The organism is Angustibacter luteus, assembly GCF_039541115.1.
Lineage (GTDB): Bacteria > Actinomycetota > Actinomycetes > Actinomycetales > Angustibacteraceae > Angustibacter > Angustibacter luteus.
This window is the reverse complement of sequence record NZ_BAABFP010000007.1, coordinates 303903-328961: the sequence shown is the minus strand read 5'-3', so window position 1 is coordinate 328961 and position 25059 is coordinate 303903. Positions and strand designations below refer to the sequence as shown.

Genomic DNA, 25059 nt, shown 5'->3' with positions numbered 1-25059 from the left:
ACCTCCGGTGATCATGACCCACGATCCGCCGGGGGCCGGACCGCGTCAACGGACGAAACGACCGCCTTCGGCTCAGCCCAGCTCAGCCCAGCTCAGCCCAGCTCAGCCCGCAGCACCTGCGCGGCCGCGACGAGCGAGCGCATCTTGCCCTCCGCGGACTCGCGCGGCAGGTACTTCATCCCGCAGTCGCTGGCCAGCACCACCCGCTCGGCGTCGACGTACGGCAGCGCCCGGCGGACCCGGGCGGCGACCACCTCGGGCGGCTCGACGACGGGGTCGGACAGGTCCAGCACGCCCAGCAGGATCGTCTTGTCGGGCAGGTGCTTCAGCACCACGGGGTCCAGGTTCGACTGGGCCGTCTCGATCGACACCGCGTCGCAGGAGCAGTCCGCCAGCTCGGGCAGGAACGAGTAGCCCGACGGCCGCTCGTGGATGATCGCCGCGTACCCGAAGCAGATGTGCACGACCGTGCTGCCCACCACCCCTTCCAGGGCGCGGTTGAGCGCCTCCAGCCCGAACTCGCGGGCCGGCTCGGGACGCGCCTGCATGTACGGCTCATCGATCTGGACGACGTCCGCCCCCGCCGCGAACAGGTCCTTGACCTCCTGGTTGACGGCCTCGGCGTAGGCGAGCGCCATCGAGCGGGGGTCGCCGTAGAAGTCGTCCTGGGCCTGCTGCGACATGGTGAACGGTCCCGGCACGGTCACCTTGGTCGTCCGGTCCGTGTGCGCCGTCAGGAACTCCAGGTCCGGGCGCTGGATCGGCCCGGGCCGACTGATCGGACCCACCACCCGGGGCACCGGGTTCGGGTGCCCGCTGCGGTCCATGCCGACGCCGGGGTTGTCGATGTCGACGCCGTCCAGCCGGGTGGCGAAGTGGTTGGAGTAGCTCTCGCGGCGGATCTCGCCGTCCGTGACGATGTCGAGCCCGGCGTCCTCCTGCGCCCGGATCGCCAGCAGGGTCGCGTCGTCCTGCGCCTGCGCGAGGTACGCCTCGTCCGGCCGCCACAGCTCTCGCGCCCGCACCCGGGGCGGGAACCGGCCGGCCAGCTTGGCGCGGTCGATCAGCCAGTCGGGCTGCGGGTAGCTGCCGACCAGGGACGTCGGGAACAGCGGGAGTGCGTTCATGGGCGGGGTCGCCTTCCTCGGGGTGGCGCCATCTCTACACCCTGGCGATCCTCCAGCAGAAGGGGTTCAGCCGTCGTGTCCGCTCTCGTGGCTCCCCTTGCCCTTGCCCCTGCCCCTGCCCCGCTTCTTCTTCTTGGGACCGTGCTGGCTGTTGTCGGTCACCGAGGCCGTGGGCGTGGGAACGCTGGTCGCCGTCGGACCGGGCGGCGGCAACGCCGTTCCGGAGGGCAGCGGGACGTCCGTCGGCGCACCGGTCGATGCCGGCGTCGGCGCCGCCGTCGCCCCGGACTGCTTCGCCGCCGCCGGCGGCGCGGTGGCCCGAGCGGCCGAACCCGACGCGGGCCGCGCGGCACCCCCGGACGGGCGTGCGACCTTGCCGCCGGACTTCTTCGTGCCGTGCTCGGACGGCTGCTTGTTGACCTGGTGCACGCCGGGCCTGGCGGCGCTGGGCGCCGGGTCGGCGGCCGCAGCGGGCAGGGCGCCGGAGGCGACGACGACCGCTGAGACCCCGGCGACGTTGACGGCGGTGGACGACGCCTGCGCCAGCCGCGCCCCGCCGTCCCCGACCCAGCGCAGCACCGGGAGGTTGACGAAGAACGCGAGGGGTCCCACGGACCACAGCAGCCGCGGCAGCGCGATGCCGAGGAAGGCGCGCACCATGGCCGGGTCGAAGTGCGTGCCGGCACAGCGGGTCAGTTCGGCCCGGGCGGCGACGGCCGAGACGGCCGCCTTGTAGGTGCGGGCGGCCGTCATCGTCTCGTAGGCGTCGACCACGGCGACGGCGCGCCCGGCGAGCGAGATCTGGTCACCGGCCAGCCCCAACGGGTAGCCGGTGCCGTCGAAGCGCTCGTGGTGCTCGGCGATGCCGGCGAACCAGGGCCCGAGCCACGGTGCCAGCGGCCGCGCCAGTCGCGCCCCGGCCTGCGGGTGCATCCGGATCTGCGCCCACTCGCGCACGTTCAGCCGACCCGGCTTGTTCAGCACCGTGACGGCGACCTCGAGCTTGCCGATGTCGTGGATCAGTGCGGCCCAGCGCAGCCGCCCGGCGTCCTCCTCGGACAGCCCGAGCTCGCGGGACAGCAGGTCGCAGAACAGCCGGACCCTCTCGCTGTGCCCGCGGGTGTGCCGGTCGTGGCGCCCGAGCGCGGTGACCAGCGACAGCATGGTGATCGCGGCCTCGTGCTCGTCGGTGCGTCCGCTGGTCAGCCGGCGGCGGATCTCGTCCGCGCTCGTGGAGCGACGGGCCACCTTCAGCCGGGTCGGCGCGTGGTCGGGGAAGATCATGGTCATCTTCAGCAGCACGGCGAGCGGTCCGAGCCGCATCGTCAGGTGCGAGACGAACAGGCTGACGACGACCGCCACGGCCAGGGACAGCCCGATCACCGCCGGGTGCGGGACGAGCCCGACCAGCATCGGCGCCACGATGGTGACCGCCACGGAACCGGCGAGCAGCGGCAGCCCGTACTGGACCACGCGCACGCCGAAGGCCAGCACGGGACGCGGGGTCCAGTGCGCTTCGGTGGTGCTCGCGATCACCGTCGATCCCTTCCCTGCACAGACAAGGCCTGCGCGCGTGATCGGCACGATCGGCCACCGGGTTCACCGGTGGGGGGCGCTGTCCCCCGGACGGCCCAGCGCCCGCGTCGTCAGCGCGGCTGGACGTGCAGCGGCAGGCCGCCGTGCGGGCGCAGGGTGACGAGGGCGTCGACGTCCGGGCGGGTGGGCGCACCGTCGCGCCGCACCGGCTCGAACCGGACCCGTTGCAGGAGCGTCGCCAGCACGAGCACCGACTCCACCAGGGCAAAGTCGCGCCCGATGCACAGCCGCGGACCCACCCCGAAGGGCAGGTAGTCCGGCCGCGGCGCGGCGGCGCGGTCGGCGGCGAACCGGTCCGGGTCGAACGCCGCCGGGTCGGGCCACGCCTCGGCGCGCCGGTGCAGAAGCCACGGGCTGATGATCACGAGGCTTCCCGCCGGGACGTCGACGCCGGCCACCACGTCGGCCTCGACGGCGCGTCGGGTAAGCACCCAGGCGGGCGGGTAGAGCCGCAGGGCCTCGTCGACGACCCGCCGGGTGTAGCGCAGGGCCGGGACGTCGGACCAGCCCGGACGGCGCCCCTCCAGCACCTGCGTGAGCTCGGCGTGCAGGCGGTCCTGGACGGCGGGGTGCTCGGCGAGCAGCTGCAGGGTCCAGCCCAGCGAGGACGCCACGGTCTCGTGCCCGGCGATCACCAGGGTGACGATCTCGTCGCGTACCTCGCGGTCGGTGAGGCCGCCCTGCCCGTCCGCGTCCGGGTCGGCCGAGCGCAGCAGCAGGGCCAGCAGGTCGCTCGCCGCCGGCTCGATCCCGCGGGCCCGACGCGACCGGACGACGCGCGCACACGTCTCGTCCAGGGTGGCGACCGCCCGGTCCAGCCGGTGCTTGGAGGGCAGCGGGAGCCAGGCCGGCCGGGGGGCGCGGGCCCGGGCCACCACGACCTCGAGCGCCTCGCCGACCGCCGTGACGATCCGCGCGCCATCCGCCGCCAGGTCCGCGTCGAACAGGGTGCCGCCGACGACGTCCAGGGTGGCCCGCAGGCAGGCCGCGTCGACGTCCACGACCGCTCCGGGCGCGAGGTCGCGCCACTGCCCCAGCAGGTGCTGGGCCGCCCGCGCGGACTGGTCGGCGACGGCGTCCAGCGAGCCGTGGTGGAAGGCCGGCTGCGCGATCCGCCGGTGCCGGCGCCACTCCGGACCGTCCGCGGTCAGCAGGCCCGCACCGGTGACCGCGCCCAGCGCGCCGTACTGCACGGTCTGCTTGGAGTAGCCGCGCGCGTTCTCCACGAGCACCCGGCGGGCGCCGTCGGGGTCGTTGACGAGCAGCACCGGCGTGCGCGGCAACGGGAACGCCACCAGGTCGCCGTACCGGGCCACCACCCGCTCCAGGTAGCGCAGCGGGTCACGGCGGATCGCCAGCAGGTCGCGCAGCATGTCCCGCGGGAGCGGGCCGTCGACGTCCAGCGCGGTGTAGCGGGCGTTCGCGCGCGCGCTCAGAGGTACAGGCCCGTCTGGCCGTCGTCGACCCGGGACGCGGCGACGGCGTGCACGTCCCGCTCGCGCAGCAACGCGTAGGGCGCGCCCTGCAGCTCGACCTCGGACCGGTCCTCGGGGTCGAACAGCACCCGGTCCCCCACCTGCACCTGGCGCACGTGCTGCCCGACGGCCTTCACCTCGGCCCAGGACAGCCGCTTGCCGACCGCCGCCGTGGCCGGGATCACGATGCCCCCGCCGCTGCGCCGCTCCCCGCCGTCGCCGTCGGCCGAGACCAGCAACCGGTCGTGCAGCATCCGGATCGGCAGCCGGGAGGTGGGATCGGTGGGGCTCACGGGGTGCACGCTACCCGCGCGTCACCAGGACGACGAGCCCGCACCACCCTTGAACGGACCGACCACCCGCCCGGTCACCCAGCCCCCGTAGAAGCCGCCCTCCTGCGCCCGGACCGGCTCGTCGTCCACCGTGCACTCGTCCATCCGCGCCGGGTACAGCGCGAGGTAGCCGGCCAGGTGCTCGAAGGGAGGTGTGGGGTGCGGGTACGTCCAGGCCGCCCGCTCCGCGACCACCGGCTGCCCGTCCGGGCCGCCGTCGCTGCCGCCGACGACGTCCAGGTAGGACGCGATGCCCTTCCACTCGCAGAAGGACGAACCGGCGGCCGCACGCAGGGCGCCGGGGGCGACGTCGTCCAGCGGCAGGTAGTACGTGGGCGGGTGGCTGGTCTCCAGCAGCCGCAGGCTGCGTCGGGTGTCGATGACGACGGCACCGCCCAGCCGCACGACCACGTGCTCGGACGACGGCTCGGTGCGCGGCGGCCGGGGGTAGTCCCAGACCGACTCCTGGCCGGGCTGGGGCTCGACCGGGACGACGCCCCGCGGGGTACGCCGGGTCGTCGCCACGTCAGGACCGGCGGTGACGCAGCACGGCGAGCAGACCGACGACGGCGGCCACGGCAGCGGCCACGGCAGCGATCCGTTCCACCCGCAGCGAGCCGTCGGGGTTGGTCGTCGCCTCGCGCACGTCGGACTTCGCCTCCGCGACGGAACGCCGGGCGATCTCCTTGGGGGTCAGGCGGTGGGCGAGCTCGTCCACCGTGCCCTTGAGGTGGTCGCGGGTGGCCACGATCTCGGACTCGATGGCAGCGGGGTCTGTCTGGCTCACGGCGTCTCCCTGCTCTGGTCCGGCGGTGCTGGTGCGTGCTGCTTCGGCTCCGCACAACCTACCGGCCGCGGCCCTGCGGGGCAGCGGGAGATGATGAGATGGAGCACGACCCAGCACCGCAGTCCCGAACGAGAGGCGCACCGTGCCCCAGCTCACCGTCGGCCAGCCCGCCCCCGACTTCACCTTGACCGACCAGACCGGGCGCGAGGTCTCGTTGCACGACCTGCGCGGCCGCAAGGTCGTCGTGTTCTTCTACCCGGCGGCGATGACGCCGGGCTGCACCAAGGAGGCCTGTGACTTCCGGGACAGCCTGGCACCGCTGCAGGCCGCGGGCTACGAGGTGCTCGGCGTCAGCCCGGACAAGCCCGAGAAGCTCGCGAAGTTCGTCGAGAAGGAGTCGCTGACCTACCCGCTGCTGTCCGACCCGGACAAGGCGACGCTGACGGCCTGGGGCGCGTTCGGCGAGAAGAAGCTCTACGGCAAGACGGTGACCGGCGTGATCCGCTCGACCGTCGTCGTCGGCGAGGACGGGGACGTCGAGCTCGCCCGGTACAACATCAAGGCCACCGGGCACGTGGCGTCGCTGCGCAAGCAGCTGGGCGTGTGACCTTCTCGTAGGCTGTGGCCGCGAGCGGGAGTGGTGTAACTGGCAGCCACGCAGGATTTAGGTTCCTGTGCCTTCGGGCGTGAGGGTTCGAGTCCCTTCTCCCGCACGGAAGGGGGTCGCACCGATGTCGGACGACCTACGCACGACCTTCGACGCCGTCGCCACCCAGTACGCGGACGTGCGACCCGGCTACCCGGACGAGCTGTTCGACGCCCTCGTCGCGGCGACCGGGATCGGCCCGGACTCGGCGCTGCTGGAGATCGGTCCCGGCACCGGCCAGGCGACCGTGCCCCTGGCCGCCCGCGGGTTCGCCATCACGGCCGTCGAGCTCGGCGGCGCGATGGCCCGGCTGGCTCGCGAGCACCTCGCGCCGTACCCGCGGGTCCACGTGGTGCAGGGAGCCGTGGAGAGCACCGACCTGCCACTACAGGCGTTCGACGTGGTGTACGCCGCGACGTCCCTGCACTGGGTGCCCGAGGCCGTCCGCTGGCGACGGCCGCACGACCTGCTGCGTGCCGGCGGCCACCTCGCCGTGATCTACAGCGAGCACGTCGCTCACGAGTCCGGCGACGCGTTCTTCGCTGCGTCCCAGGACATCTACCGGCGGTCGACGGAACGACCGCACCCGCGCCGCCACGCCCACGGCGCCTCACCGGACGACGAGCCGCGACTGCCGTCGGTGGGCGAGCTGCAGCCGGAGCCGGCTGATCCCGACCTGTTCGAGCCGGTGGACTTCCTGGTGTACCCGGTCGTCGTGCGCTACTCCGCGCAGCGGTTCGCGGCGCTGGTCGACACGTTCTCCACGACCCGGGCGCTGCCCCCGACGGAGCGCGCCGAGCGGCTCGACGCCCTGCGGGTGCTGATCGACCGGGACTTCGGCGGCTCCGTCGACAAGCACTTCGCGATGACCTTGACGATCGCCCGTGCCCGCTAGCTCAGACGTCGACCAGGCCGACGTAGTTCTCCGCCAGGGAGGTCGCGTAGGCCGTGGACGTCGTCGCGTACCGCAGCTGGGACAGCGCGAGCTGCTCCTCGTACGGGTCGGCGCCGCCGAAGGTGTGCAGCATCGACGTCATCCACCAGGAGAAGTGCTGCGCCCGCCAGACCCGGCGCAGTGCGGTGCGGGAGTAGCCGTCCAGGAGCTCTCGCTCGCCCCGGCCGTACCAGGAGTCGAAGGCCTGGCCGAGCAGGTTCGCGTCGGCCATCGCCAGGTTCATGCCCTTGGCACCGGTCGGCGGGACGATGTGCACGGCGTCGCCGGCCAGGAACAGCCGCCGGTGCTGCATCGGCTCGACGACCAGGCTGCGCATGGGCGTGATGCCCTTCTCCAGCACCGGTCCCTCGGTGACCCGCACGGGGTCGCCGTCCAGCTCGAGCCGGGTGTGCAGCTCGGCCCACACCCGGTCGTCGGGCCACTGCGCCAGGTCCTCGTCCGGGGCGACCTGCAGGTAGAGCCGTGAGACCTGCGGCGATCGCAGGCTGTACAGGGCGAAGCCGCGATCGTGCCGGGCGTAGATCAGCTCGTGGACGGCCGGTGCGGCCTGGGCCAGGATCCCCAGCCAGGCGAACGGGTACGTCCGCTCGTAGGTGGTCAGCACCCCGTCCGGCACCGCGTCCTTGCTGACCCCGTGCGAACCGTCGCAGCCGACCACGAAGTCGGCCCGCAGCTCGTGCTGCGCACCCTCGACGCGGTAGCGCACCACCGGGTCGTCGCTGTCCACCCCGTCGACCGCGACGTCGGCGGCCTCGAACACGATCTGCCCGTCGTCCGCCAGCCGTTGCGCGATGAGGTCCTTCACCACCTCCTGCTGGCCGTACACGGTGATCCGCCGGCCGGTCAGCTCGGTCATCGCGATCCGGTGCCGCTCGCCGGCGAACTGCAGGTTGATCGCCTCGTGGGGCTGCCCCTCGCGGAGCAGTCGGGCCCCGATCCCGCTGTCTCGCAGCAGGTCCACGGTGCCCTGCTCGAGGACGCCGGCGCGGACCCGGTGCTCGACGTACTCCCGGTCCCGCACCTCCAGCACGACCGAGGTGACGCCGTGCAGGTGCAGCAGGTGGGACAGCATCAACCCCGCCGGGCCGGCCCCGACGATGGCGACCTGGGTGCGCTCCTGGGTGCGCACGTGACCTCCGGCCATGTCAGAAGGGGTACGGCGTGATCGCCGCCTGCAGGGTGAGCCACTGCGTCTCGGTGAACGCCTCGACGTTCGCGGCCGCCCCGCCGAAGCGCGAGCCCGTCCCGGACGCCCCGACCCCGCCGAACGGCGCGACCGCCTCGTCACCGACGGTCTGGTCGTTGATGTGCACGATGCCGCTCGGGATCCGCTCCGCCAGCTCGTACGCCTTCATCACGTCCCGGGTCAGGATGCCGAGCGAGAGCCCGTACTCGGTGCCGTTGGCGAGCGCGGCCGCGTGCTCTAGGTCGGCGAACCGCAGCACGGGGGCGACCGGTCCGAACACCTCCTGCGCGTACGCCGGGGTGTCGCCCGTGACGCCGTCGAGCACGGTGGGCCGGTAGAACAGCTCGTCGTACTCACCGCCGGCGAGCACCTTCGCGCCGGACTCGACGCTCGCGGTGACCAGCGAGTGCACCCGGTCGCGCTGCCCGGCGTCGATCAGCGGGCCGAGCGCGACCTGCTCGCGGAACGGGTCACCGACCGGGAGCGCCTGGGCGTGCTCGACCAGCCGTCCGACGTACTCGTCGGCCACCGACTCGTGCACCAGGTGGCGGCCGGTGGTCATGCAGATCTGCCCCTGGTGCATGAACGAGCCGAACGCGCCGGCGCTCACCGCGAGGTCGAGGTCGGCGTCGTCGAGCACCACGAGCGCGGAGTTGCCGCCGAGCTCCAGGTGCGCGCGCTTGAGCAGCCGACCGGCCGCCTCGCCGACCTTGCGCCCGGCCGCGGTCGAGCCCGTGAAGCTGATCACCCGCACCCCTGGGTGCTCGACCAGCGCCTGGCCGGCCTCGACCCCACCGGGCAGCACGTGCAGCAGGCCGGACGGCAGCCCGGCCTCCTCGAACGCGCGGGCGATCATCAGCCCGCCGGTGACCGACGTGCGCGGGTCCGGCTTGAGCACGACGGCGTTGCCGAGCGCCAAGGCCGGTGCGACGGAGCGGATCGAGAGGATCAGCGGGAAGTTGAACGGCGAGATGACGCCGACGACGCCGACCGGACGACGGCGCACCAGGCTGAGCCGGGGTTGGGCCGACGGGATGATCTCGCCGAGGGGGGCCGAGGTCAGCGCGGCCGCCTCGAAGCACTCCTGCGCGGCGACGTGCAGCTCGAGGTCCGCCTTCGGTGGGATGCCGCCGGTCTCCCGGACGATCCAGTCGCGCAGGTGGTCGGCCTGCTCCTCGAAGATCCGGCCGACAGCGCGCAGCACCGCCGCCCGCTCCTCGAAGTTCGTTGCGGCCCAGGCCGTCTGAGCGGCCGCTGCGCTGGCGACGGCGCGGTCCACGTCCGCGGCGTCGGCGCTGCCGGCCCGCGCCAGCTCGTCCCCGGTGGCAGGCTCGGTGACCGGTGCGTCCCCGCCGGACGACGTCGTCCAGCCGTCGCTGAACACCTTGCCGTGCCAGCCGGTCCCATCGAGCAGTGCCATCGGATCTCCGTTCGTATGACGAACACGTGTTCTCACCATGAACGTACGGTCGCCCCCGGGTCGCGTCAATGGCGCCCCGCGGCCCGTTGACGTGCGCGGATCGGCTCCGTATGTTCGTCATAGGAACGCCCGTGCGGAATGCGAACACACGGGAGCCGAGCGGGACGGACCGAATCGAGGGGTGACCATGGCGCGCATCATGAGCCTGCGCGACGCGGTCGCCGAGCTCGTCCGGGACGGCGACACGGTCGCCCTGGAGGGCTTCACCCACCTCATCCCGTTCGCGGCCGGGCACGAGATCATCCGGCAGGGACGGCGCGACCTGACCCTGGTCCGGATGACCCCGGACGTCGTGTACGACCAGCTCATCGGCGCCGGCTGCGCGGCCCGGCTGGTGTTCTCCTGGGGCGGCAACCCCGGCGTCGGCTCGCTGCACCGGTTCCGGGACGCCGTCGAGCACGGCTGGCCGGGACCGCTGGAGCTCGAGGAGCACAGCCACGCCGGGATGGCGAACCGCTACGTGGCCGGCGCGTCCGGGCTTCCGTTCGCGGTGCTGCGCGGCTACCGCGGCACCGACCTCGTCGAGCGGACCGCAACCATCGCGCCGATCACCTGCCCGTTCACCGGTGAGGAGCTGACCGCGGTCCCCGCGCTGCGCCCCGACGTCACGGTCGTGCACGCCCAGCGCGCCGACCGGCAGGGCAACGTGCAGCTCTGGGGCATCACCGGAGTGCAGAAGGAGGCCGTGCTCGCCGCGCACCGGTCCCTGGTGACGGTCGAGGAGCTCGTCGACGAGCTGACACCAGTGCCCGGGGACGTCGTCCTGCCGTCGTGGGTGGTGACCGCGGTGGCGCACGTCCCCGGCGGGGCGCACCCGTCGTACGCGCAGGGGTACTCGGTGCGGGACAACGAGGCCTACCGGCGCTGGGACGCGGTCAGCCGCGACCGGGACGCGTTCACCGCGTGGCTGGACGCCGACGTGCTGGCCGCCGGAGCCCCGGCATGAGCAGCGCCGAGACCACCACCGAGACCACCGCCGAGACCAGCGCCGAGTGGACCGCCGACGAGATGATGACGGTCGCCGCCGCCCGCCAGCTGCACGACGGCACGGCCTGCTTCGTCGGCATCGGACTGCCCAGCACCGCCGCCAACCTGGCCCGCGCGACGCACGCACCGGGCCTCGTGCTGGTCTACGAGTCCGGCTGCATCGGTGCCAAGCCGGACCGGTTGCCGCTGTCCATCGGCGACGGCGTCCTGGCCGACACCGCGGACGCCGTGGTGTCGGTCCCGGAGGTCTTCAACTACTGGCTCCAGCCCGGCCGGATCGACGTGGGCTTCCTCGGCGCTGCCCAGCTGGACCGGTTCGCCAACATCAACACGACCATGGTCGGCGGGACCTACGACGCCCCCGCCGTCCGGCTGCCCGGCGCGGGCGGAGCCCCCGAGATCGCCGCGTCGTGCCGGGAGGTCGTGGTCGTCGTCCGCCAGTCTCCACGCACGTTCGTGCGCGAGCTCGAGTTCGTCACCTCGGTGGGCTTCGGCTCCGGGCCGGGCGACCGCGAGCGGTGGGGCCTGCGCGGCGCCGGCCCCCGGGTCGTGATCACCGACCTCGGTGTTCTCGAACCGGACCCCAGCACCTGCGAGCTGACCCTGACCTCGCTGCACCCCGGCGCCACCGTCGAGCAGGCTCGGGCCGCGACCGGCTGGGACCTGCGGGTCGCCGCCGACGTCGCCAGCACCCGCCCACCCGACGCCGACGAGCTGCGCGTCCTGCGCGCGCTGAACGCCACGTTGCGGGCAGGATCGTGACCAGCACGGCCGACGAGGACGGGAGCAACCAGATGACCAGCCCGGACACCAGGGCCTACCGCCGCATCCCGGCCGACGAGCGGCCGCCGCTGCTGTTCCCGGGGTACGCCTCGACCGTGCAGCGCGCGCCCGCCCAGCCGCTGGAGTACCTGCCGCACATGCTGACCGAGCTCACCGGTCCCCTCCTGGGCGAGGGGCGCGTCGGCCCGCTCGACCACGACCTGACCCGCCAGCACGTCGGCGAGCCGCAGGGCCAGCGGATCGTCGTGCACGGCCGGGTTCTCGACGAGGACGGCCGGCCGGTGCCGCGCACCCTCGTGGAGGTGTGGCAGGCCAACGCGGGTGGGCGCTACCGGCACGTCACCGACACCTGGCCGTCGCCACTGGACCCGAACTTCACCGGCACCGGACGCGCCCTGACCGACGACCAGGGCCGCTACGAGTTCGTCACGATCAAGCCCGGCGCCTACCCGTGGCGCAACCACGACAACGCGTGGCGGCCGGCGCACATCCACTTCTCGCTGTTCGGGCGCGCCTTCACCCAGCGCCTGGTCACCCAGATGTACTTCCCGGACGACCCGTTGTTCTTCCAGGACCCGATCTTCAACTCGGTGCCGGATCCCGTTGCGCGGCAGCGGATGGTCAGCCGCTACGACCACGGCGCCACCCAGGAGCAGTGGGCGCTGGGCTTCGCGTTCGACATCGTGCTGCGCGGCCGCGAGCAGACCCCGTTCGAGGACGAGGACGACGATGAGTGAGCTGGCCGCTGGACGACCTGGTGGCACGACGCCGTCGCAGACCGTCGGCCCGTACCTGTCGATCGGGCTGACCTGGGACGACGGACCGTACGTCGTCCCCGAGGGCACCCCGGGGGCGTTCTGGATCCGCGGGCGGCTGTTCGACGGCACCGGCGCGCCCGTGCCGGACGGCATGATCGAGACGTGGCAGTGCGATCCGGACGGCCGCTTCGACCACCCGGACGACCCGCGCGGTGCCGCTCCGTCGTCCGTGCCGGGCTTTCGCGGCTTCGGCCGCAGCCGGACCGACGCCGAGGGTCGCTGGGCGGTGCTGACCGTCCGCCCGGGTCGGGTGCCGGACGGCACCGACGGGCGGCAGGCACCGCACCTGGACGTCTCGGTGTTCGCCCGTGGCCTGCTCGACCGGGTGGTGACCCGCCTCTACCTGCCCGACGAGAGCAACGCGAACGCACAGGACCGCGTGCTGAACGCCGTGCCCGCCGAGCGACGGCCTACGCTCGTCGCTGCAGCAGGTCCCGACGGCCTGGTGTTCGACATCCACCTCCGGGGGGACGATGAGACCGTCTTCTTCGCGATCTGACGGCGCCGGGCCACCACCGCCGCCACTGCTGGCCGGGCTCACGGCCGGCCCGGACGTCGACGCACTGCTCGACGACACCGCACTGCTGCGGGCGATGCTGGACGTCGAGTCCGCCCTCGCCGGTGCGCTGGCCGACTGCGGGCTGGCCCCGCGATCCGTCGCGGACGCGCTCGAGGAGGCGTGCGAGCGTCCCGACCGGCTCGACCTGTCCGGACTGGTGGAGGGCACGGCGTCCGCCGGCAACCCGGTGGTGCCGCTGGTGTCGGCGATCGGTACAGCCGTCCCACCGGACGCCCGCACCTGGGTGCACTACGGCGCCACCAGCCAGGACGTCCTGGACACCGCGCTGATGCTGCTGGTCTCCCGCTGCCACGCCACGCTCGACGCCGCCTTTCGCACCGCTGGGGACGCCGCCGCCTCGCTCGCGCTGACCCATCGGGACACGCTCGCCGTGGCACGCACTCTCGGACAGCAGGCCTCCCCCACCACCTTCGGACTGGTCGCCGCCGGGTGGCTGAGCCAGCTCGACACCGCGCGCGCCCGGTGGGCCCTGGTCGCAGGCGACCTGCCCGTCCAGCTGGGCGGTGCTGTCGGCACGCGAGCGGCATACGGCACGCAGGGCGAGGCCGTCGCCGCCGCGCTCGCCAGCCGGCTCGAGCTCACCACGCGGTCGCCCTGGCACACCGACCGCCAGCCGATCCTCGACGTGGCGGCTGCGCTCGGCGCGGCGGTGGTGGCGTGCGGGAAGGTCGCGACCGACGTCCTGCTGCTGGCCCAGACCGAGCTCGGTGAGGTCGCGGAGGCGAGTGGCGGCGGCTCATCAGCCATGCCGCACAAGCAGAACCCGGTGTCGGCGGTGCTGGTCAGCGCGGCCGCCCGACGCGGCCCGGCACTGGTCGGCTCGCTGTTCGGCTCGGCCGTGCACGAGCAGCAGCGGGCGACCGGCGCCTGGCACGCTGAGTGGGAACCCCTGCGGGACCTGCTGCGGCTCGCCCTCGGTGCCGCGCAGCGCACGGCCGACCTGCTGGAGGGGTTGCAGGTGTTCCCGGACCGGATGCGTGAGCACCTGCGCGGTGGCGGGGCCGTCGTCATGGCCGAGTCGGTCGCCACCCGGCTGCTGCCCTCCCTGGGTCGGGCCCAAGCCCAGTACCTGGTGGCCCAGGCCGCCCGCAGCAGGGACTTCGAAGCGGCCCTGCGGGCCGACCCGTACGTGCTCGACGCGTTGGGCGACAGCGGGATCAGCGACGCCCTGGATCCGAGGCAGTGGCTCGGCACGAGCGGCGAGCTGGTCGACGCCGCCGTGGCCCGGCACCAGCGACTGGGCGCCCCGTGAGCGCCCGCCTGCACGTGGTCCAGGACGGACGCGCCGACGGGCCGCCGCTGCTACTGGGCAGCTCGCTGGGCACCACGGGGGTGATGTGGCAGCCGCAGGTCGACCGGCTGGCGGAGGCCTGGCGCGTCGTCCGGTACGACCACCGCGGGCACGGCGGGTCCGACGTCCCGGCCGGCCCGTACTCGCTCGACGACCTCGGCGGCGACGTCCTCGCGCTGCTGGACCGACTCGAGATCGAGCGGACGTCGTACGTCGGGCTCTCGCTGGGCGGCATGGTCGGCATGTGGCTCGCGATGCATGCGCCGCAACGGATCGACCGGCTGGTGCTGGTCTGCACGTCGGCGCGGCTGGGGCCGGCGCAGGGCTGGCGCGACCGCGCCCACGCGGTGCTGGACGGCGGGATGGCGGCCGTCGCCGACCCCGTCGTCGCCCGCTGGTTCACCCCCGGCTTCGCCGCGGTGCAGCCGCACGTCGTCGCCGCCGCCCGCGCGGACCTGCTCGCCGTCCCGCCCGTCGGCTACGCCGGGTGCTGCGAGGCGATCGCCGCGATGGACCTGCTGGCCGACCTGCCCCGGATCAGCGCGCCGACGTTGGTGATCGCGGCGGCCGACGACCCGGCCACTCCGCCGGAGCACGCGCGTGCCATCGTGAGCGCCGTCCCGGGGGCCCGGCTGGCCCTCCTGGACGACGCCGCTCACCTGGCCAACCTCGAGCAGCCGGACGCCGTGACCCGGCTGGTGCTGGACCACCTCGGCGCCGACCAGAGCACCCAGTAGGGGGATCGACGTGGACGACGACGAGCGCCGCGAGGCCGGGACCGACGTCCGGCGAGCCGTCCTGGGTGACGCGCACGTCGACCGGGCCGCCGCCGGCGCCACGCCGTTCACCGAGCCGTTCCAGGACCTGATCACCCGCTACGCCTGGGGCGACGTGTGGTCCCGCCCCGGCCTGGACCGGCGGACCCGCAGCGCCATCACCGTCGCCATGCTGGCCACCCTGCAGCACGAGGACGAGCTGGCGATGCACTGCCGCGCCGCGCTGCGCAACGGCCTGACCCGCGACGAGCTGGCCGAGATCCTGCTGCAGGTGGCGGTGTACGCCGGCGTCCCGACGGCCAACCGCGCGTTCCGGGTGGCCGAGGAGGCGCTGCGCCCGGAGCCCGACGACCCGCCGGAGCCGACGTGACCGGCGACGCACCCGGCGACCTCGGGTCGGCCCGTTCCACCGACTTCGTGCAGTCCCTGGAGCGGGGCCTGTCCGTGATCCGGGCGTTCGACGCGGAGCACCCGGCGCTGACGCTCAGCGAGGTGGCCCGCGCCACCGACCTGACCCGTGCGGCCGCGCGGCGGTTCCTGCTGACCCTCGTCGACCTGGGCTACGTGCGCACCGACGGACGGCTGTTCTCGTTGCGCCCCAGGGTGTTGGAGCTCGGCTACGCCTTCCTGTCCAGCCAGACGCTGCCCGAGCTCGCCATGCCGCACATGGAGGTGCTGGTCTCCCAGGTGCACGAGTCCTGCTCGGTGTCGGTGCTGGACGGGGACGACGTCGTCTACGTCGCCCGGGTGCCCACCAAGCGGATCATGACCGTGGCCATCGCGGTCGGCACCCGGTTCCCGGCCTACGCGACGTCGATGGGCCGGGTCCTGCTGGCCGCGCAGCCCGAGACCTGGCTCGACCAGTACCTGACCGGCCTCACCATGCCCGCCCTGACCGCCCGGACGGTGACCGACGTGGACCGGCTGCGCACCGTGCTCGGGCGGGTCCGGTCGCAGGGCTACGCGCTGGTCGACCAGGAGCTCGAGGAGGGCCTGCGCTCACTGGCCGTGCCGGTGCGGGACGCGAACGGCGTGGTCGTCGCGGCCATGAACCTCTCGGCGCACGTGAGCCGAGGCAGCTCGGACGCCTTCCGGCGCGAGCTCCTCGGCCCCTTGCGGGAGGCGGCGCGCGGCGTCGAGCAGGACCTCGGCCGCACCTCTCGCTGACCCTCGCTGACCCCACGCCAACGTCCGAACGGATCGCACCGAGAGGTGCGATCCGTTCGGACGCTACGGGTTCAGCAGGTCACATCTTCGGCGGCATCAGCACCGAGTCGATGAGGTACACGGTCGCGTTGGCGGTCTTGACGCCACCGCAGATCACCTTGGCGCCGTCCGCACCGACGGTCAGGTTGTCGCCAGAGCCCTTGACCTCGACGTCCTGGCCCTCGACGGTCTTGTGGGTGCCGACGATCTGGTCGGGCGAGAGCTGCCCGGCGATGACGTGGTAGGTCAGGATGCTGCTGAGCGTCTTGCCGCCCTTCTCCTTCGCCAGCGTGTCGACGGTGCCGGCCGGCAGCTTCTTGAACGCGTCGTCGACCGGAGCGAAGACCGTGAACTCGCCGTTGTTCAGCGTGTTCACCAGGTCGACCGAGGGGTTGACCTTGCCGGAGACGGCCTGGGTCAGGGTCTTGAGCAGCGGGTTGTTGGAGGCCGCGGTGGCGACCGGGTCCTGGGACATGCCCTCGACGGAACCGGCACCGGACGGAACGGCCTTGGCGTACTCCGCGCAGCCGGCGCCGACCATCCCGGACGCCATGGCGTCGGACGTCGTGGGCGAGCTGGAGGAGGTGGTCGAGGAGGACGAGGACGCCGAGGAGCCGGCGTCGGTGTCACTGCTGCCGCAGGCGGTGGCTGCGAGGGCCACACCGGCGACGGCGATGGTGAGTGCGAGACGGGGCTTCATGATGAGCGTTCTCCTTCTTCGGCTTCGCGACGGTGTGTCCGTCACATCTGTACTTCGCACCTGAGGGCCAAGCGGTTTGGTCTGGAGCGAGATTTCTTTTCTGGCACAGCGCATTTGCGCTCTGCCGTGCTCAACCGGGCTCAGGACACCGTGACGTTCTTGGAGTCCAGGCCGGTCGAGCCGTCCGGCCGGATGCCGTGCTTGGACTCGACCTGCTCGTTGCCGTCGGCGTCGACCAGGCGGCACTCGAGGGTGTGGCTGCCGGGCTCGGCATCCCACTCGTAGACCCACTGCACCCAGGTGTTCTTGCTGGGCGCGCCAGCGAGCCGGGCGTCCTGCCAGGATCCGCGGTCCACCCGGACCTGCACCTTGGCGACCCCGACGGCCTGCGCCCAGGCGACCCCGGCGATCGCGTTCTTGCCGGCCTTCAGCTGGGCGAAGCCCTTCGGCACGTCGATGCGCGACGAGAACTTGATCGGCGCCTTGGCGGAGTAGCCGCGCGGCGTCCAGTACGCCTCGTCGTCGGCGAACCGGGTCACCTTCAGGTCGGTGACCCACTTGGTGGCCGACACGTAGCCGTACAGCCCGGGCACGACCATCCGCACCGGGAAGCCGTGCTGGACGGGGAGCGGCTCGCCGTTCATCGCGACGGCGAGCAGCGCGTCGCGGTTCTTGGTCAGGTTCTCCAGCGGCGTCGAGATGGTCATGCCGTCCTGCGAGGTCGACAGCACCATGTCCGCGCCGGGGTCGACCTCGAGGTCGGCCAGCAGGTCCTTGACCGGGTAGCCCAGCCAGACGGCGTTGCCGAGCAGCTTGCCGCCCACCTCGTTCGACACGCAGGTGAGCGTGATCAGCCGCTCCACCAGCGGCTTGGCCACCAGGGTCCGGTAGTCGATGGTCAGCTCCTTGCCGACCTTGCCGTGCACCTTCAGCGACCACTCCTCGGTGGTGATCTGCGGCAGGCGCAGGGCGGTGTCGACCCGGTAGAACGTCGCCGGGTCCGTCTGCCACGGGGTGATCCCCTTGATCGGCAGCTGGACGTCCTTCGGCACGGTGACGGGCTCGGCCGCCTTGGGCAGCCGGACCTTGGCCCGCGAGTCCTCGACGCTGCCGAGGCTGGACTCCAGCACGTGCCCGGCCCCGCCGGCCACCACGGCCGCGGCGCCCGCCGCCCCGGCGCTGCCGAGGAACGTGCGCCGGCTCCACCCGGCCGCGGAGCCGTCGTCCGAGGTGGTCGGGGTGGCGCGCTCGATCAGCCAGCGCAGCGTCCACAGCCCGGCCGCCGTGCCGATCACGGTGGGGACCACGTCCAGCGGGGACGCCGAGGGTCGGGTCATGATCGCGCCCACGGCCACCAGACCGAGCAGCAGCACCAGGCCCAGGCCGACCACCAGGCGTCGCCCGGCGGCGATACCGGCGGCGAGCGCCAGCACGACCAGCACGAGGCCGATGGACCCGAGCAGGACGAGCTTGTCGTTCTCGCCGAAGGTCCGGACGGCGAAGTCCTTGAGCGGGCCGGGCGTGCGGTCCACGAAGGCGTCACCGACGGAGATCACGGGGCTGGGCTGGCCCCCGGCCAGCCCGGTCACGGTGAGCACCGCCGCCAGCAGCTCGGCGAGCCCGACGGTCACCGCGCCGGCGACCAGGCCGGACAGCGCGGCAGCCCACCAGCGGGGGTGGGTTCGCTCGGCGGCTGGTGCGGGCGGCGCGGTCTGGGTCGCAGTCATACCGGGGGTTCGGCGCCGACGTCCCCCCGGCTTGCTCCCGAGTCCAACCCGACCCCGCAGATGTCCCGCTTTCCGGTGTCAAAGGGTCGGTTTGAGCCCGGAAAGCGGGACATCTGCGGGGGTGGTGGGGGCCTCGTCGCGGGAGGACGACGAGGCCCCCACCGCTGTCTACGGAGCCGGACGCCGGATGGTTTGGTCCCAGCGCGGGTTCGACACCAGCGCTGGCCTCAGCGGGCGGGCACCGGCTGCGGCGGGGGTGGCCCGACGTACCGCGCGGACGGCCGGATGATCTTGGGGTCGCGGGCCTGCTCGAGCACGTTCGCGGACCAGCCGATCACCCGGGCCACGGCGAACGTCGGGGTGAACAGCTCGCGCGGCAGCCCGCACAGCGACATCACGACCCCGGCGTAGAACTCGACGTTGGTGTGCAGCTCGCGGCCCGGCTTGAGCTCGGCCAGGATCTGCACCACGCGACGTTCGACCTGCTCGGCCAGCTCGACGAGCTCGGACGCCGCGGGGTCCCCCTCGCTGAGCCGCTCGGCGACGCCCCGCAGCAGCCGCGAACGCGGGTCCTCGGTGCGGTAGACGGCGTGGCCGAAGCCCATGATCCGGTCCCCGGAGAGCACCCGCTGGCGGACCCAGGGGTCGATCCGCTCGACGGTGCCGATGTCGTCCAGCGTGTCCAGGGCGCGGCTGGGCGCGCCGCCGTGCAGCGGCCCGGACAGTGCGCCGATCGCGCCGACCAGGCAGGCCGCGACGTCCGCGCCGGTGCTGGCGATCACCCGGGCCGTGAACGTCGAGGCGTTGAAGCCGTGGTCGACGGTCAGCACGAGGTACTGCTCGACGGCGCGGGCCTGCTCGGGTGTCGGCTCGGCGCCGGTGAGCATGGTCAGGTACGCCGCGGCGTGGCCCAGGTCGTCCCGGGGCTCGAGCGGGACGAGCCCGGCGCGCAACCGGTGCAGCCCGGCCAGCACGGTCGGCACGGCGGCGGCCAGCCCGATGGCGTCGCGGCGGCGGGTGTCGTCGTCCAGGTCGTAGACCGGTCGCAGGCCGCGGGCGCTGCCGAGCAGCGACAGGACGGTGCGCAGCCCGTCCAGCGGCGAGCCGCCACCGGCGGCGATGACCGGCAGCGCCTCCGCAACCTCGGGCGGCAGGTGCCGGGCGGCCGCAACGTCAGCGCCGAACGCCGCCCGCTCGGCGTCGTCCGGCAGCCAGCCGAACAGCCCGAGGAACCACACGTCCTCCAGCCCGCGGCGCTCGGCCAGCTCGACGGCCGAGTACTGCCGGTAGTGGAAGAACCCCTCGTCCCCGCGGACGTCGCCCAGCTCGGTCTCGGTGACCACCACCCCCTTCAGTCCTCGGGGCACCTCGATCAGGTCGTTCTGTGTCGTCGTCGTCATGCCCGCAGCGTGCGACTGTCCACCTATCGCTGTCAACGTTGATACAGTCAATGTATGACGCTTCGACCGCCGACCCGGCTGACCACCCAGGAGGTCGCCGACCTGCTCGGCGTCCGGCTCGAGACGGTGTACGCGTACGTGAGCCGCGGCCGGCTCACCAGCGACCGGTCAGCCGGCGGCCGGGGCAGCACGTTCGACCGGGACGAGGTCGAGGCGCTGGCCCAGGGCGACCCGCGACGGCGCACCGCCACCCCGGCCCGCACCTGGCAGGGCCCGGTGGTGGACACCGACATCACCCTGATCGAGGAGGGCCGGCTCTACCTGCGGGGCGTGGACGCCGCCGAGCTGGCCGCCAGCGTCGGCTTCGAGCCGGCGGCCCGCTGGCTGTGGACCGGCGACTGCGGTCCGACCCGCTTCGCGGCCCCCGCCGAGCCGCTGGCCGCAGCCCGGGCCGCGGCGGCCAGCCTCCCGCCGTCCGCCGACCTGATGGGCCGGCTCCGGGTCGCCGTCAGCGCAGCCGGCGCCGTCGACCTCCTGCGGTACGACGTCCGCGAGCGGGCCGTGGTGCCCATGGCGCAGGGCCTGGTGGCGACGATGGTCGAGGCGCTCCCCCTGCTCGGCGCGGCGCCGGCACCCGATGCCGCGCTGGCCCGGCGCCTCTGGGCCCGCCTGTCCGAGCGAACCCCGACCGACCGGCTGCTCGGCTGCCTGGACGCCGCCCTGGTGCTGATGCTGGACCACGACCTGGCGGTCTCCACCGTCGCGGCCCGGACGGCGGCCTCGGTCCGGGCGCACCCGTACGCCGTGGTCGCCACCGGGCTGGCCGCCATGGAAGGTCCGCTGCACGGCGCGGCCAGCACCCTGGCCCGCGACCTGCTCACCGATGCGGCCGAGCGCGACCCGCAGCTCGTCGTCGCCGACCACCTGCGCACGGGCCGCCACCTGCCCGGCTTCGGCCACCCGCTCTACCCCGACGGCGACCCACGGGCCGCGGCCTTGCTCGCCCTGCTGGCGGACGAGCCGGCCGCGGCGGACGTCGTCGAGCTGGTGGAGCGGCTGGCCGACGCGGCCGACCAGCGGCCCAACGTCGACCTGGCACTGGCGGCCCTCGGGGCGGCGTCCGGCATGGTGCGGGACGGCGGTGAGGTGGTGTTCTGCGTCGCGCGCTCCGTCGGCTGGATCGCGCACGCGCTGGAGGAGTACGACGAGACGCCGCTGCGCTTCCGGGGCAGCGGCCGCTACCGGGGGCCGCGGCCGCCGCAGCCGGTCCCCACGCCCCTGACCTGAGTCGAACCCGACGCGATCGTGGCAACCTCGCATCGCCGGTGATGCGAGGTTGCCACGATCCGGCGCACCTGGCTGCTACTCCAGGCAGATCCCGCGGTCGATCGTCGCGTGCTGCCCCTGCGTCACGCTGTTCACGATGGCCCGGTCCACGATCGTCAGCCGCACGACGTACCCGCACGGGGCGAGCATCGGGTCCGTCAGGTCGATCGTGAAGTCGGTGCCGGACAACGGCGTCTGGGACGACGTCGGGAGCATCGGCAGGTTGCCGGGCAGGTGCAGCGGCGGCTGCGGCGGGTTGCCGCCAGGGCCGCCGAGCAGCGAGAGCGACCAGCTCGAGAAGTGCAGGTCCCGCGCCACGAACCGGGCGTTCAGCTCGGCCTTGGGCACCTTGCAGGCCCCCGCGGTGTCGAGCCACAGGTCACCGGCGTTGACGGTGTCCAGCGCGTCGACCTCGTTGCGCACCAGGTTGTCCAGCTGCACCCGCGCGGTGTCGACGGTGTTGCCGGCGACGTCCAGCTCGAGCGTGTAGTCCCACTGGTCGTTGCCGCCCGGGGTGTGCACGCCGAGGAAGCCCTCGGTGTTGCTCGTCCACGTCGGCCAGGGCGCCCACCCGGTGCCCGGCGTCGGCGTCACCGTGCCGGGGTTGCCGTTGCTGTCCACGACACCGAACGCGGTGTCCAGGTAGTGGAAGCCGCCGCCGCCGAGGTTGGTCGCCTTGATCCGGTACTGGTGCCCGGCGAGCGTCGGGTCGTTCGGCCCCTGCAGGGTCACCTGGCCCGCGAACGGGCACAGCGGCGGGTTCAGCGGCACCGTCGACGTGCCCAGCGTGGCGCCCGGGTCGGTCAGCCCGGTGATCAGGTTGACCTTGTTCGCGGCCACGCCGCCGACGATGGTGAAGTGCGCGGTGCCGTCGTACGTCGGGCCGGGCTCGACCTGCACGTGCCGGTCGATCCGGTTGCCCCAGGTGGGGAGCTTGTCCGGATCGGTGGTGGACGGCGGGCTCCCCCAGGACAGCACGGCGCGCACCCGGTTGATCCGCGGCTTGTCGCACGGACGGCGCAGCGCACCCAGGTCGATCGGCTGGATGGCGGCGTAGCACAGGCCTCCGTCGGGCAGGTCGTAGTCGTGCACGACGACCTCGACGGTGCCGAGGTAGGTGTACCGGCAGTCGTCGTCCCAGTCCGCCCAGAACGCGACGTACTCCTTGCTGCCCGCGGTGCACGGGCCCCCGGAGTAGCCGCTGTTCTTCTTGACGTTGAACGTCGCCACCAGCGACGAGATCCCCTCGTCGAGACCGAGGCACTCGAGCTCCTCGAAGTCGACGTCGCCCTTGGTGTCCTCGAGCTGCTTCAGGATCTCGCTGAGGTTCAGCTTCGAGGCCTGGGCGACCAGGGCGGAGCTGGCCAGCGCCTGGCCGCCGACCCCGGCGGTGTCGCTGAGCGCCATCAGCTGCGGGAACGCGAACCGGTGCGCCGGCACGTCGTCCTGGCGGTAGCGCGTGGTGAGCTCGGCCAGGTCCATCAGCGGGCCCGGGTCGGGGTCCGGGTGCGGGATCGGCGTCTGCTCGATCACCTTGGCGGGCAACGTGTCCAGCACCTTGGACGGGATGTACTGGATGATGTCGCCGAAGAAGAACCGGCGCGGCGCGATCTGCACGTGGCACTCGTGGACGTCGCCCCAGACCGGCGGGAAGTCCGGGTCACCGGGCGTCGGCGGCAGGTTCCAGGACAGGATGACCCGCACCCGTGGCAGCACCGGGGTGCCGCACCAGCGGCGGTGGGGCGTGTGCTTGACACTGGCGACGTAGCTGATCGGGTGCAGCGGGTCACCCGGACAGTCCCGGCCGGCCGCGAAGTCGTGCACCTTGATGGCGGCGGGACCGGCGTCCTCCCAGCCGCTGCCGTAGTCGACGTAGAACCGCAGGTGCTCGAAGGAGCCGCTGGTGCACGGTCCGCCGGAGTAGCCGAACGTCTGCTTGACGTTGATGGTCGCCTCGATGCGGTCCCGCGTCGGGCTGTACGAGACGCACTGGACCTCCTCGTACGCCGTGTTGCCCTGCATCGGCTCGACGACCTCGAACGGCAGGTCCGGGAACGTGCCGAAGTGGTTCGGGTTGGCCGTGATCAGCTGCCGGAACTGCCACCGCGAGGCGGTGAGCACCACGTCGCCCGAGTCGTCGGGTCGTCCAGAGTTCTCAGTCATGGTGATTCCCCCCAGGTCGCCGCCCGGAGTAGGCGGCATCCCCTAGGAAGAGCGCGCGGACGAGCCGCTGGATACGTCCCCGGTCAGGTGATGGTGACGCTGACGGTGTGCCAGCCCGTGGCGCCGTTCGGGGCCGGGGTGGCCTCGTCGCCGGTCTGGACGTCGTCCTGGGCGTCCGTGGCCCGCACCTGCAGGGTGTGCTTGCCGGGGCTGGCGTCCCACTCGTAGACCCACTGCTTCCAGGTGTCCGCGGTGCCACCGTCGCCCAGCCGGGCCGGTGCCCAGGCGCCCTCGTCGACCCGCACCTCGACCCGCTCGATCCCACGGTGCTGCGCCCAGGCGACCCCGGCCACCGCGACCTTGCCGGCCTTCGCCTTGCCGCGTGGGACGTCGATCCGCGACCCGGTCTTGATCGGGCCCAAGGCGCTCCAGCCGCGCGGCGTCCAGTAGCCCTCGGCCTGGTCGAACCGGGTGACCTCCAGGTCGACGACCCACTTGGTCGCGGACACGTACCCGTACAGCCCCGGCACCACCATGCGCACCGGGAAGCCGTGCTCGACCGGCAACGGCTCGCCGCCCATGGCCACGGCCAGCAGTGCGTCCCGGTGGTCGTCCGTGAGCGCCTCCAGCGGGGTGCCCGCGGTGAAGCCGTCGATGCTGGTGGACAGCACCATGTCGGCGTCCTGGGTCGGCTGGGCGCGGGCCAGCAGCTCCCGGATCGGGTGGCCGAGCCAGACCTGGTTGCCGATCAGGTCGCCGCCCACCTCGTTGGACACGCAGGTCAGCGTGGTCTGGCGCTCGATCATCGGCAGCGCGAGCAGGTCCGCGAACGTCATCCGGATCTCGTGCTCCACCATGCCGTGCACGCGCAGGTGCCAGTCCTGGGTGGACAGCTGGGGCACCGAGAGCGCGGTGTCGATCCGGTAGAAGTCCTCGGGCGGGGTGACCATAGGGCTCAGTCCGGGCACGTCGAGACCGGCCAGCTGGGCCGGGGTGGGGGTGGCGCCGGTCGGCGCCGGGAGCGCGAGGGCCGCCCGGCTGGCCTGGACGGCGCGACTGGCGTGCGCGATCACCTGGGCGCCCACCCCGGCCAGCACGGCGAACGCGCCGCCGCCGGCCAGCGCCCGCAGGAAGGAGCGCCGGGCCAGGTCGCCGTCGATGCGCGTGCTGGGGGTGTCGGCGGGATCGTCGGCTCGGGCCAGGTCGCTCCGCGCCCAGCGGTCGAGCAGCTTGCTGAGGGCGAACAGTCCGACCACGGTGCCGATCACGAGCGGGAACAGGTCGGTGCCGGACGACTTCGGTCGGCTGAGCACGGCGAACCCGGCGACGGCGGCCATCGCCACCACGACCAGCAGGCCGGCCACCCGGTGCCGGGCGGCGACGATCCCGGCCACCGCCGCGACCACCACCACGACCGCGGCGATGCCCGTGAGTAGCGCCTGCTTGTCGTGCGTGCCGAACGTCGAGACCGCGAGGTTCTTGAGCCACAGCGGGGTGCGGTCGATGAACGCCTGGCCGAGGGCCACGACCGGGGACGGCGTGCCCTGGCTGTGCCCGGACCGCACCAGCAGGGCCGCGAGCAGCTCCGCGACCGAGACCGTGAGCGCGCCCGCGACGATGCCGGCCAGCGCCGGCCACCAGATGGTCGGCCGTCCCGTCGGCTGTGTCGCCGGTCGCGCCGTCGTCGTGGCCGTCCCGCTCGAGCTGTCGTTCACCCT

Annotated in this window: 24 protein-coding genes and 1 tRNA gene; 12 read left to right on the top strand and 13 right to left on the bottom strand. The window is 73.3% G+C overall.

Annotation, left to right across the window (positions count from 1 at the left end):
- Positions 1–92: 92 nt before the first annotated feature.
- The 6 genes from ABEB17_RS15550 to ABEB17_RS15525 all read right to left on the bottom strand — a co-directional run bounded on the left by ABEB17_RS15550 (position 93) and on the right by ABEB17_RS15525 (position 5317).
- Positions 93–1127 carry a uroporphyrinogen decarboxylase family protein gene (locus ABEB17_RS15550; protein WP_345717644.1) on the bottom strand — a complete coding sequence of 345 codons (1035 nt, stop codon included), beginning with the start codon at positions 1125–1127 and terminating at the stop codon, positions 93–95.
- Positions 1128–1193: 66 nt separating this feature from the next.
- Positions 1194–2663 (bottom strand): HD-GYP domain-containing protein, encoded by a 1470-nt coding sequence (locus ABEB17_RS15545; RefSeq protein WP_345717643.1) that lies wholly within the window; start codon positions 2661–2663, stop codon positions 1194–1196.
- 110 nt (positions 2664–2773) lie between these two features.
- Positions 2774–4096 (bottom strand): cytochrome P450, encoded by a 1323-nt coding sequence (locus tag ABEB17_RS15540; protein WP_345717642.1) that lies wholly within the window; start codon positions 4094–4096, stop codon positions 2774–2776.
- A 59-nt stretch (positions 4097–4155) separates the two neighbouring features.
- Complete coding sequence (locus ABEB17_RS15535; protein ID WP_378227137.1) at positions 4156–4491, bottom strand: GroES family chaperonin; 336 nt, start codon at positions 4489–4491, stop codon at positions 4156–4158.
- A 21-nt stretch (positions 4492–4512) separates the two neighbouring features.
- Entirely contained in the window at positions 4513–5055 is a 543-nt protein-coding gene (locus ABEB17_RS15530; RefSeq protein WP_345717641.1) for a DUF427 domain-containing protein, read from the bottom strand.
- 1 nt (position 5056) lies between these two features.
- A complete protein-coding gene (locus tag ABEB17_RS15525; protein WP_345717640.1) occupies positions 5057–5317 on the bottom strand; it encodes a DUF3618 domain-containing protein in 261 nt (86 codons plus the stop codon).
- Positions 5318–5459: 142 nt separating this feature from the next.
- Between ABEB17_RS15525 and bcp the strand changes: the two genes are divergently transcribed.
- From bcp to ABEB17_RS15510, 3 genes are all read left to right on the top strand, one after another.
- Positions 5460–5924, top strand: a complete 465-nt coding sequence (bcp, locus tag ABEB17_RS15520) for a thioredoxin-dependent thiol peroxidase (protein WP_345717639.1) — start codon at positions 5460–5462, stop codon at positions 5922–5924.
- Between the two features lie 24 nt (positions 5925–5948).
- Positions 5949–6030, top strand: a tRNA-Leu gene (locus tag ABEB17_RS15515).
- Between the two features lie 18 nt (positions 6031–6048).
- A complete protein-coding gene (locus ABEB17_RS15510) occupies positions 6049–6858 on the top strand; it encodes a class I SAM-dependent methyltransferase (RefSeq protein WP_345717638.1) in 810 nt (269 codons plus the stop codon).
- Between the two features lies 1 nt (position 6859).
- Here ABEB17_RS15510 and ABEB17_RS15505 read toward each other — a convergent pair whose 3' ends face one another.
- Together ABEB17_RS15505 and ABEB17_RS15500 are read right to left on the bottom strand one after the other, a co-directional pair.
- Positions 6860–8062 carry a 4-hydroxybenzoate 3-monooxygenase gene (locus ABEB17_RS15505; RefSeq protein ID WP_345717637.1) on the bottom strand — a complete coding sequence of 401 codons (1203 nt, stop codon included), beginning with the start codon at positions 8060–8062 and terminating at the stop codon, positions 6860–6862.
- A 1-nt stretch (position 8063) separates the two neighbouring features.
- On the bottom strand, positions 8064–9524 hold the full coding sequence (locus ABEB17_RS15500) for a benzaldehyde dehydrogenase (RefSeq protein ID WP_345717636.1): 1461 nt from the start codon (positions 9522–9524) through the stop codon (positions 8064–8066).
- 187 nt (positions 9525–9711) lie between these two features.
- Here ABEB17_RS15500 and ABEB17_RS15495 point away from each other — a divergent pair, with 187 nt between their 5' ends.
- Genes ABEB17_RS15495 through ABEB17_RS15460 form a run of 8 tightly spaced genes read left to right on the top strand, consistent with a single transcriptional unit; the run spans position 9712 to position 15986 of the window.
- Positions 9712–10530, top strand: a complete 819-nt coding sequence (locus ABEB17_RS15495; RefSeq protein WP_345717635.1) for a CoA transferase subunit A — start codon at positions 9712–9714, stop codon at positions 10528–10530.
- Positions 10527–11333: a CoA-transferase subunit beta gene (locus ABEB17_RS15490; RefSeq protein ID WP_345717634.1), complete on the top strand. Its 807-nt coding sequence runs from the start codon at positions 10527–10529 to the stop codon at positions 11331–11333. The genes ABEB17_RS15495 and ABEB17_RS15490 overlap by 4 nt, the downstream gene beginning before the upstream one ends.
- 32 nt (positions 11334–11365) lie before the next feature.
- Positions 11366–12091: a protocatechuate 3,4-dioxygenase subunit beta gene (gene pcaH / locus ABEB17_RS15485; protein ID WP_345717943.1), complete on the top strand. Its 726-nt coding sequence runs from the start codon at positions 11366–11368 to the stop codon at positions 12089–12091.
- The gene (gene pcaG / locus ABEB17_RS15480) at positions 12084–12671 is read left to right on the top strand and encodes a protocatechuate 3,4-dioxygenase subunit alpha (protein WP_345717633.1); all 588 of its coding nucleotides are present in this window, start codon (positions 12084–12086) and stop codon (positions 12669–12671) included. The genes pcaH and pcaG overlap by 8 nt, the downstream gene beginning before the upstream one ends.
- Positions 12646–14004, top strand: coding sequence for a 3-carboxy-cis,cis-muconate cycloisomerase (gene pcaB / locus ABEB17_RS15475; protein ID WP_345717632.1), 1359 nt, complete (start codon positions 12646–12648; stop codon positions 14002–14004). The genes pcaG and pcaB overlap by 26 nt, the downstream gene beginning before the upstream one ends.
- Entirely contained in the window at positions 14001–14780 is a 780-nt protein-coding gene (pcaD, locus tag ABEB17_RS15470; protein WP_345717631.1) for a 3-oxoadipate enol-lactonase, read from the top strand. Before pcaB ends, pcaD begins: the two co-directional genes overlap by 4 nt.
- Positions 14781–14790: 10 nt before the next feature.
- On the top strand, positions 14791–15189 hold the full coding sequence (gene pcaC / locus ABEB17_RS15465; protein WP_345717630.1) for a 4-carboxymuconolactone decarboxylase: 399 nt from the start codon (positions 14791–14793) through the stop codon (positions 15187–15189).
- Positions 15186–15986 carry an IclR family transcriptional regulator domain-containing protein gene (locus ABEB17_RS15460; protein WP_345717629.1) on the top strand — a complete coding sequence of 267 codons (801 nt, stop codon included), beginning with the start codon at positions 15186–15188 and terminating at the stop codon, positions 15984–15986. The genes pcaC and ABEB17_RS15460 overlap by 4 nt, the downstream gene beginning before the upstream one ends.
- A gap of 79 nt (positions 15987–16065) precedes the next feature.
- Here ABEB17_RS15460 and ABEB17_RS15455 read toward each other — a convergent pair whose 3' ends face one another.
- From ABEB17_RS15455 to ABEB17_RS15445, 3 genes are all read right to left on the bottom strand, one after another.
- Positions 16066–16725 carry a fasciclin domain-containing protein gene (locus ABEB17_RS15455; RefSeq protein ID WP_345717628.1) on the bottom strand — a complete coding sequence of 220 codons (660 nt, stop codon included), beginning with the start codon at positions 16723–16725 and terminating at the stop codon, positions 16066–16068.
- Positions 16726–16865: 140 nt separating this feature from the next.
- Positions 16866–18452, bottom strand: coding sequence for a molybdopterin-dependent oxidoreductase (locus tag ABEB17_RS15450; protein ID WP_345717627.1), 1587 nt, complete (start codon positions 18450–18452; stop codon positions 16866–16868).
- Positions 18453–18679: 227 nt separating this feature from the next.
- A complete protein-coding gene (locus ABEB17_RS15445) occupies positions 18680–19852 on the bottom strand; it encodes a citrate/2-methylcitrate synthase (protein ID WP_345717626.1) in 1173 nt (390 codons plus the stop codon).
- Positions 19853–19906: 54 nt separating this feature from the next.
- Between ABEB17_RS15445 and ABEB17_RS15440 the strand changes: the two genes are divergently transcribed.
- Positions 19907–21139, top strand: coding sequence for a citrate/2-methylcitrate synthase (locus ABEB17_RS15440; protein ID WP_345717625.1), 1233 nt, complete (start codon positions 19907–19909; stop codon positions 21137–21139).
- Positions 21140–21214: 75 nt separating this feature from the next.
- On the opposite strand, the gene ABEB17_RS15435 is transcribed toward ABEB17_RS15440, so the two are convergent.
- Together ABEB17_RS15435 and ABEB17_RS15430 are read right to left on the bottom strand one after the other, a co-directional pair.
- A complete protein-coding gene (locus tag ABEB17_RS15435) occupies positions 21215–23341 on the bottom strand; it encodes a hypothetical protein (RefSeq protein ID WP_345717624.1) in 2127 nt (708 codons plus the stop codon).
- 83 nt (positions 23342–23424) lie between these two features.
- Positions 23425–25056, bottom strand: a complete 1632-nt coding sequence (locus tag ABEB17_RS15430; protein WP_345717623.1) for a molybdopterin-dependent oxidoreductase — start codon at positions 25054–25056, stop codon at positions 23425–23427.
- Positions 25057–25059 lie beyond the last annotated feature (3 nt).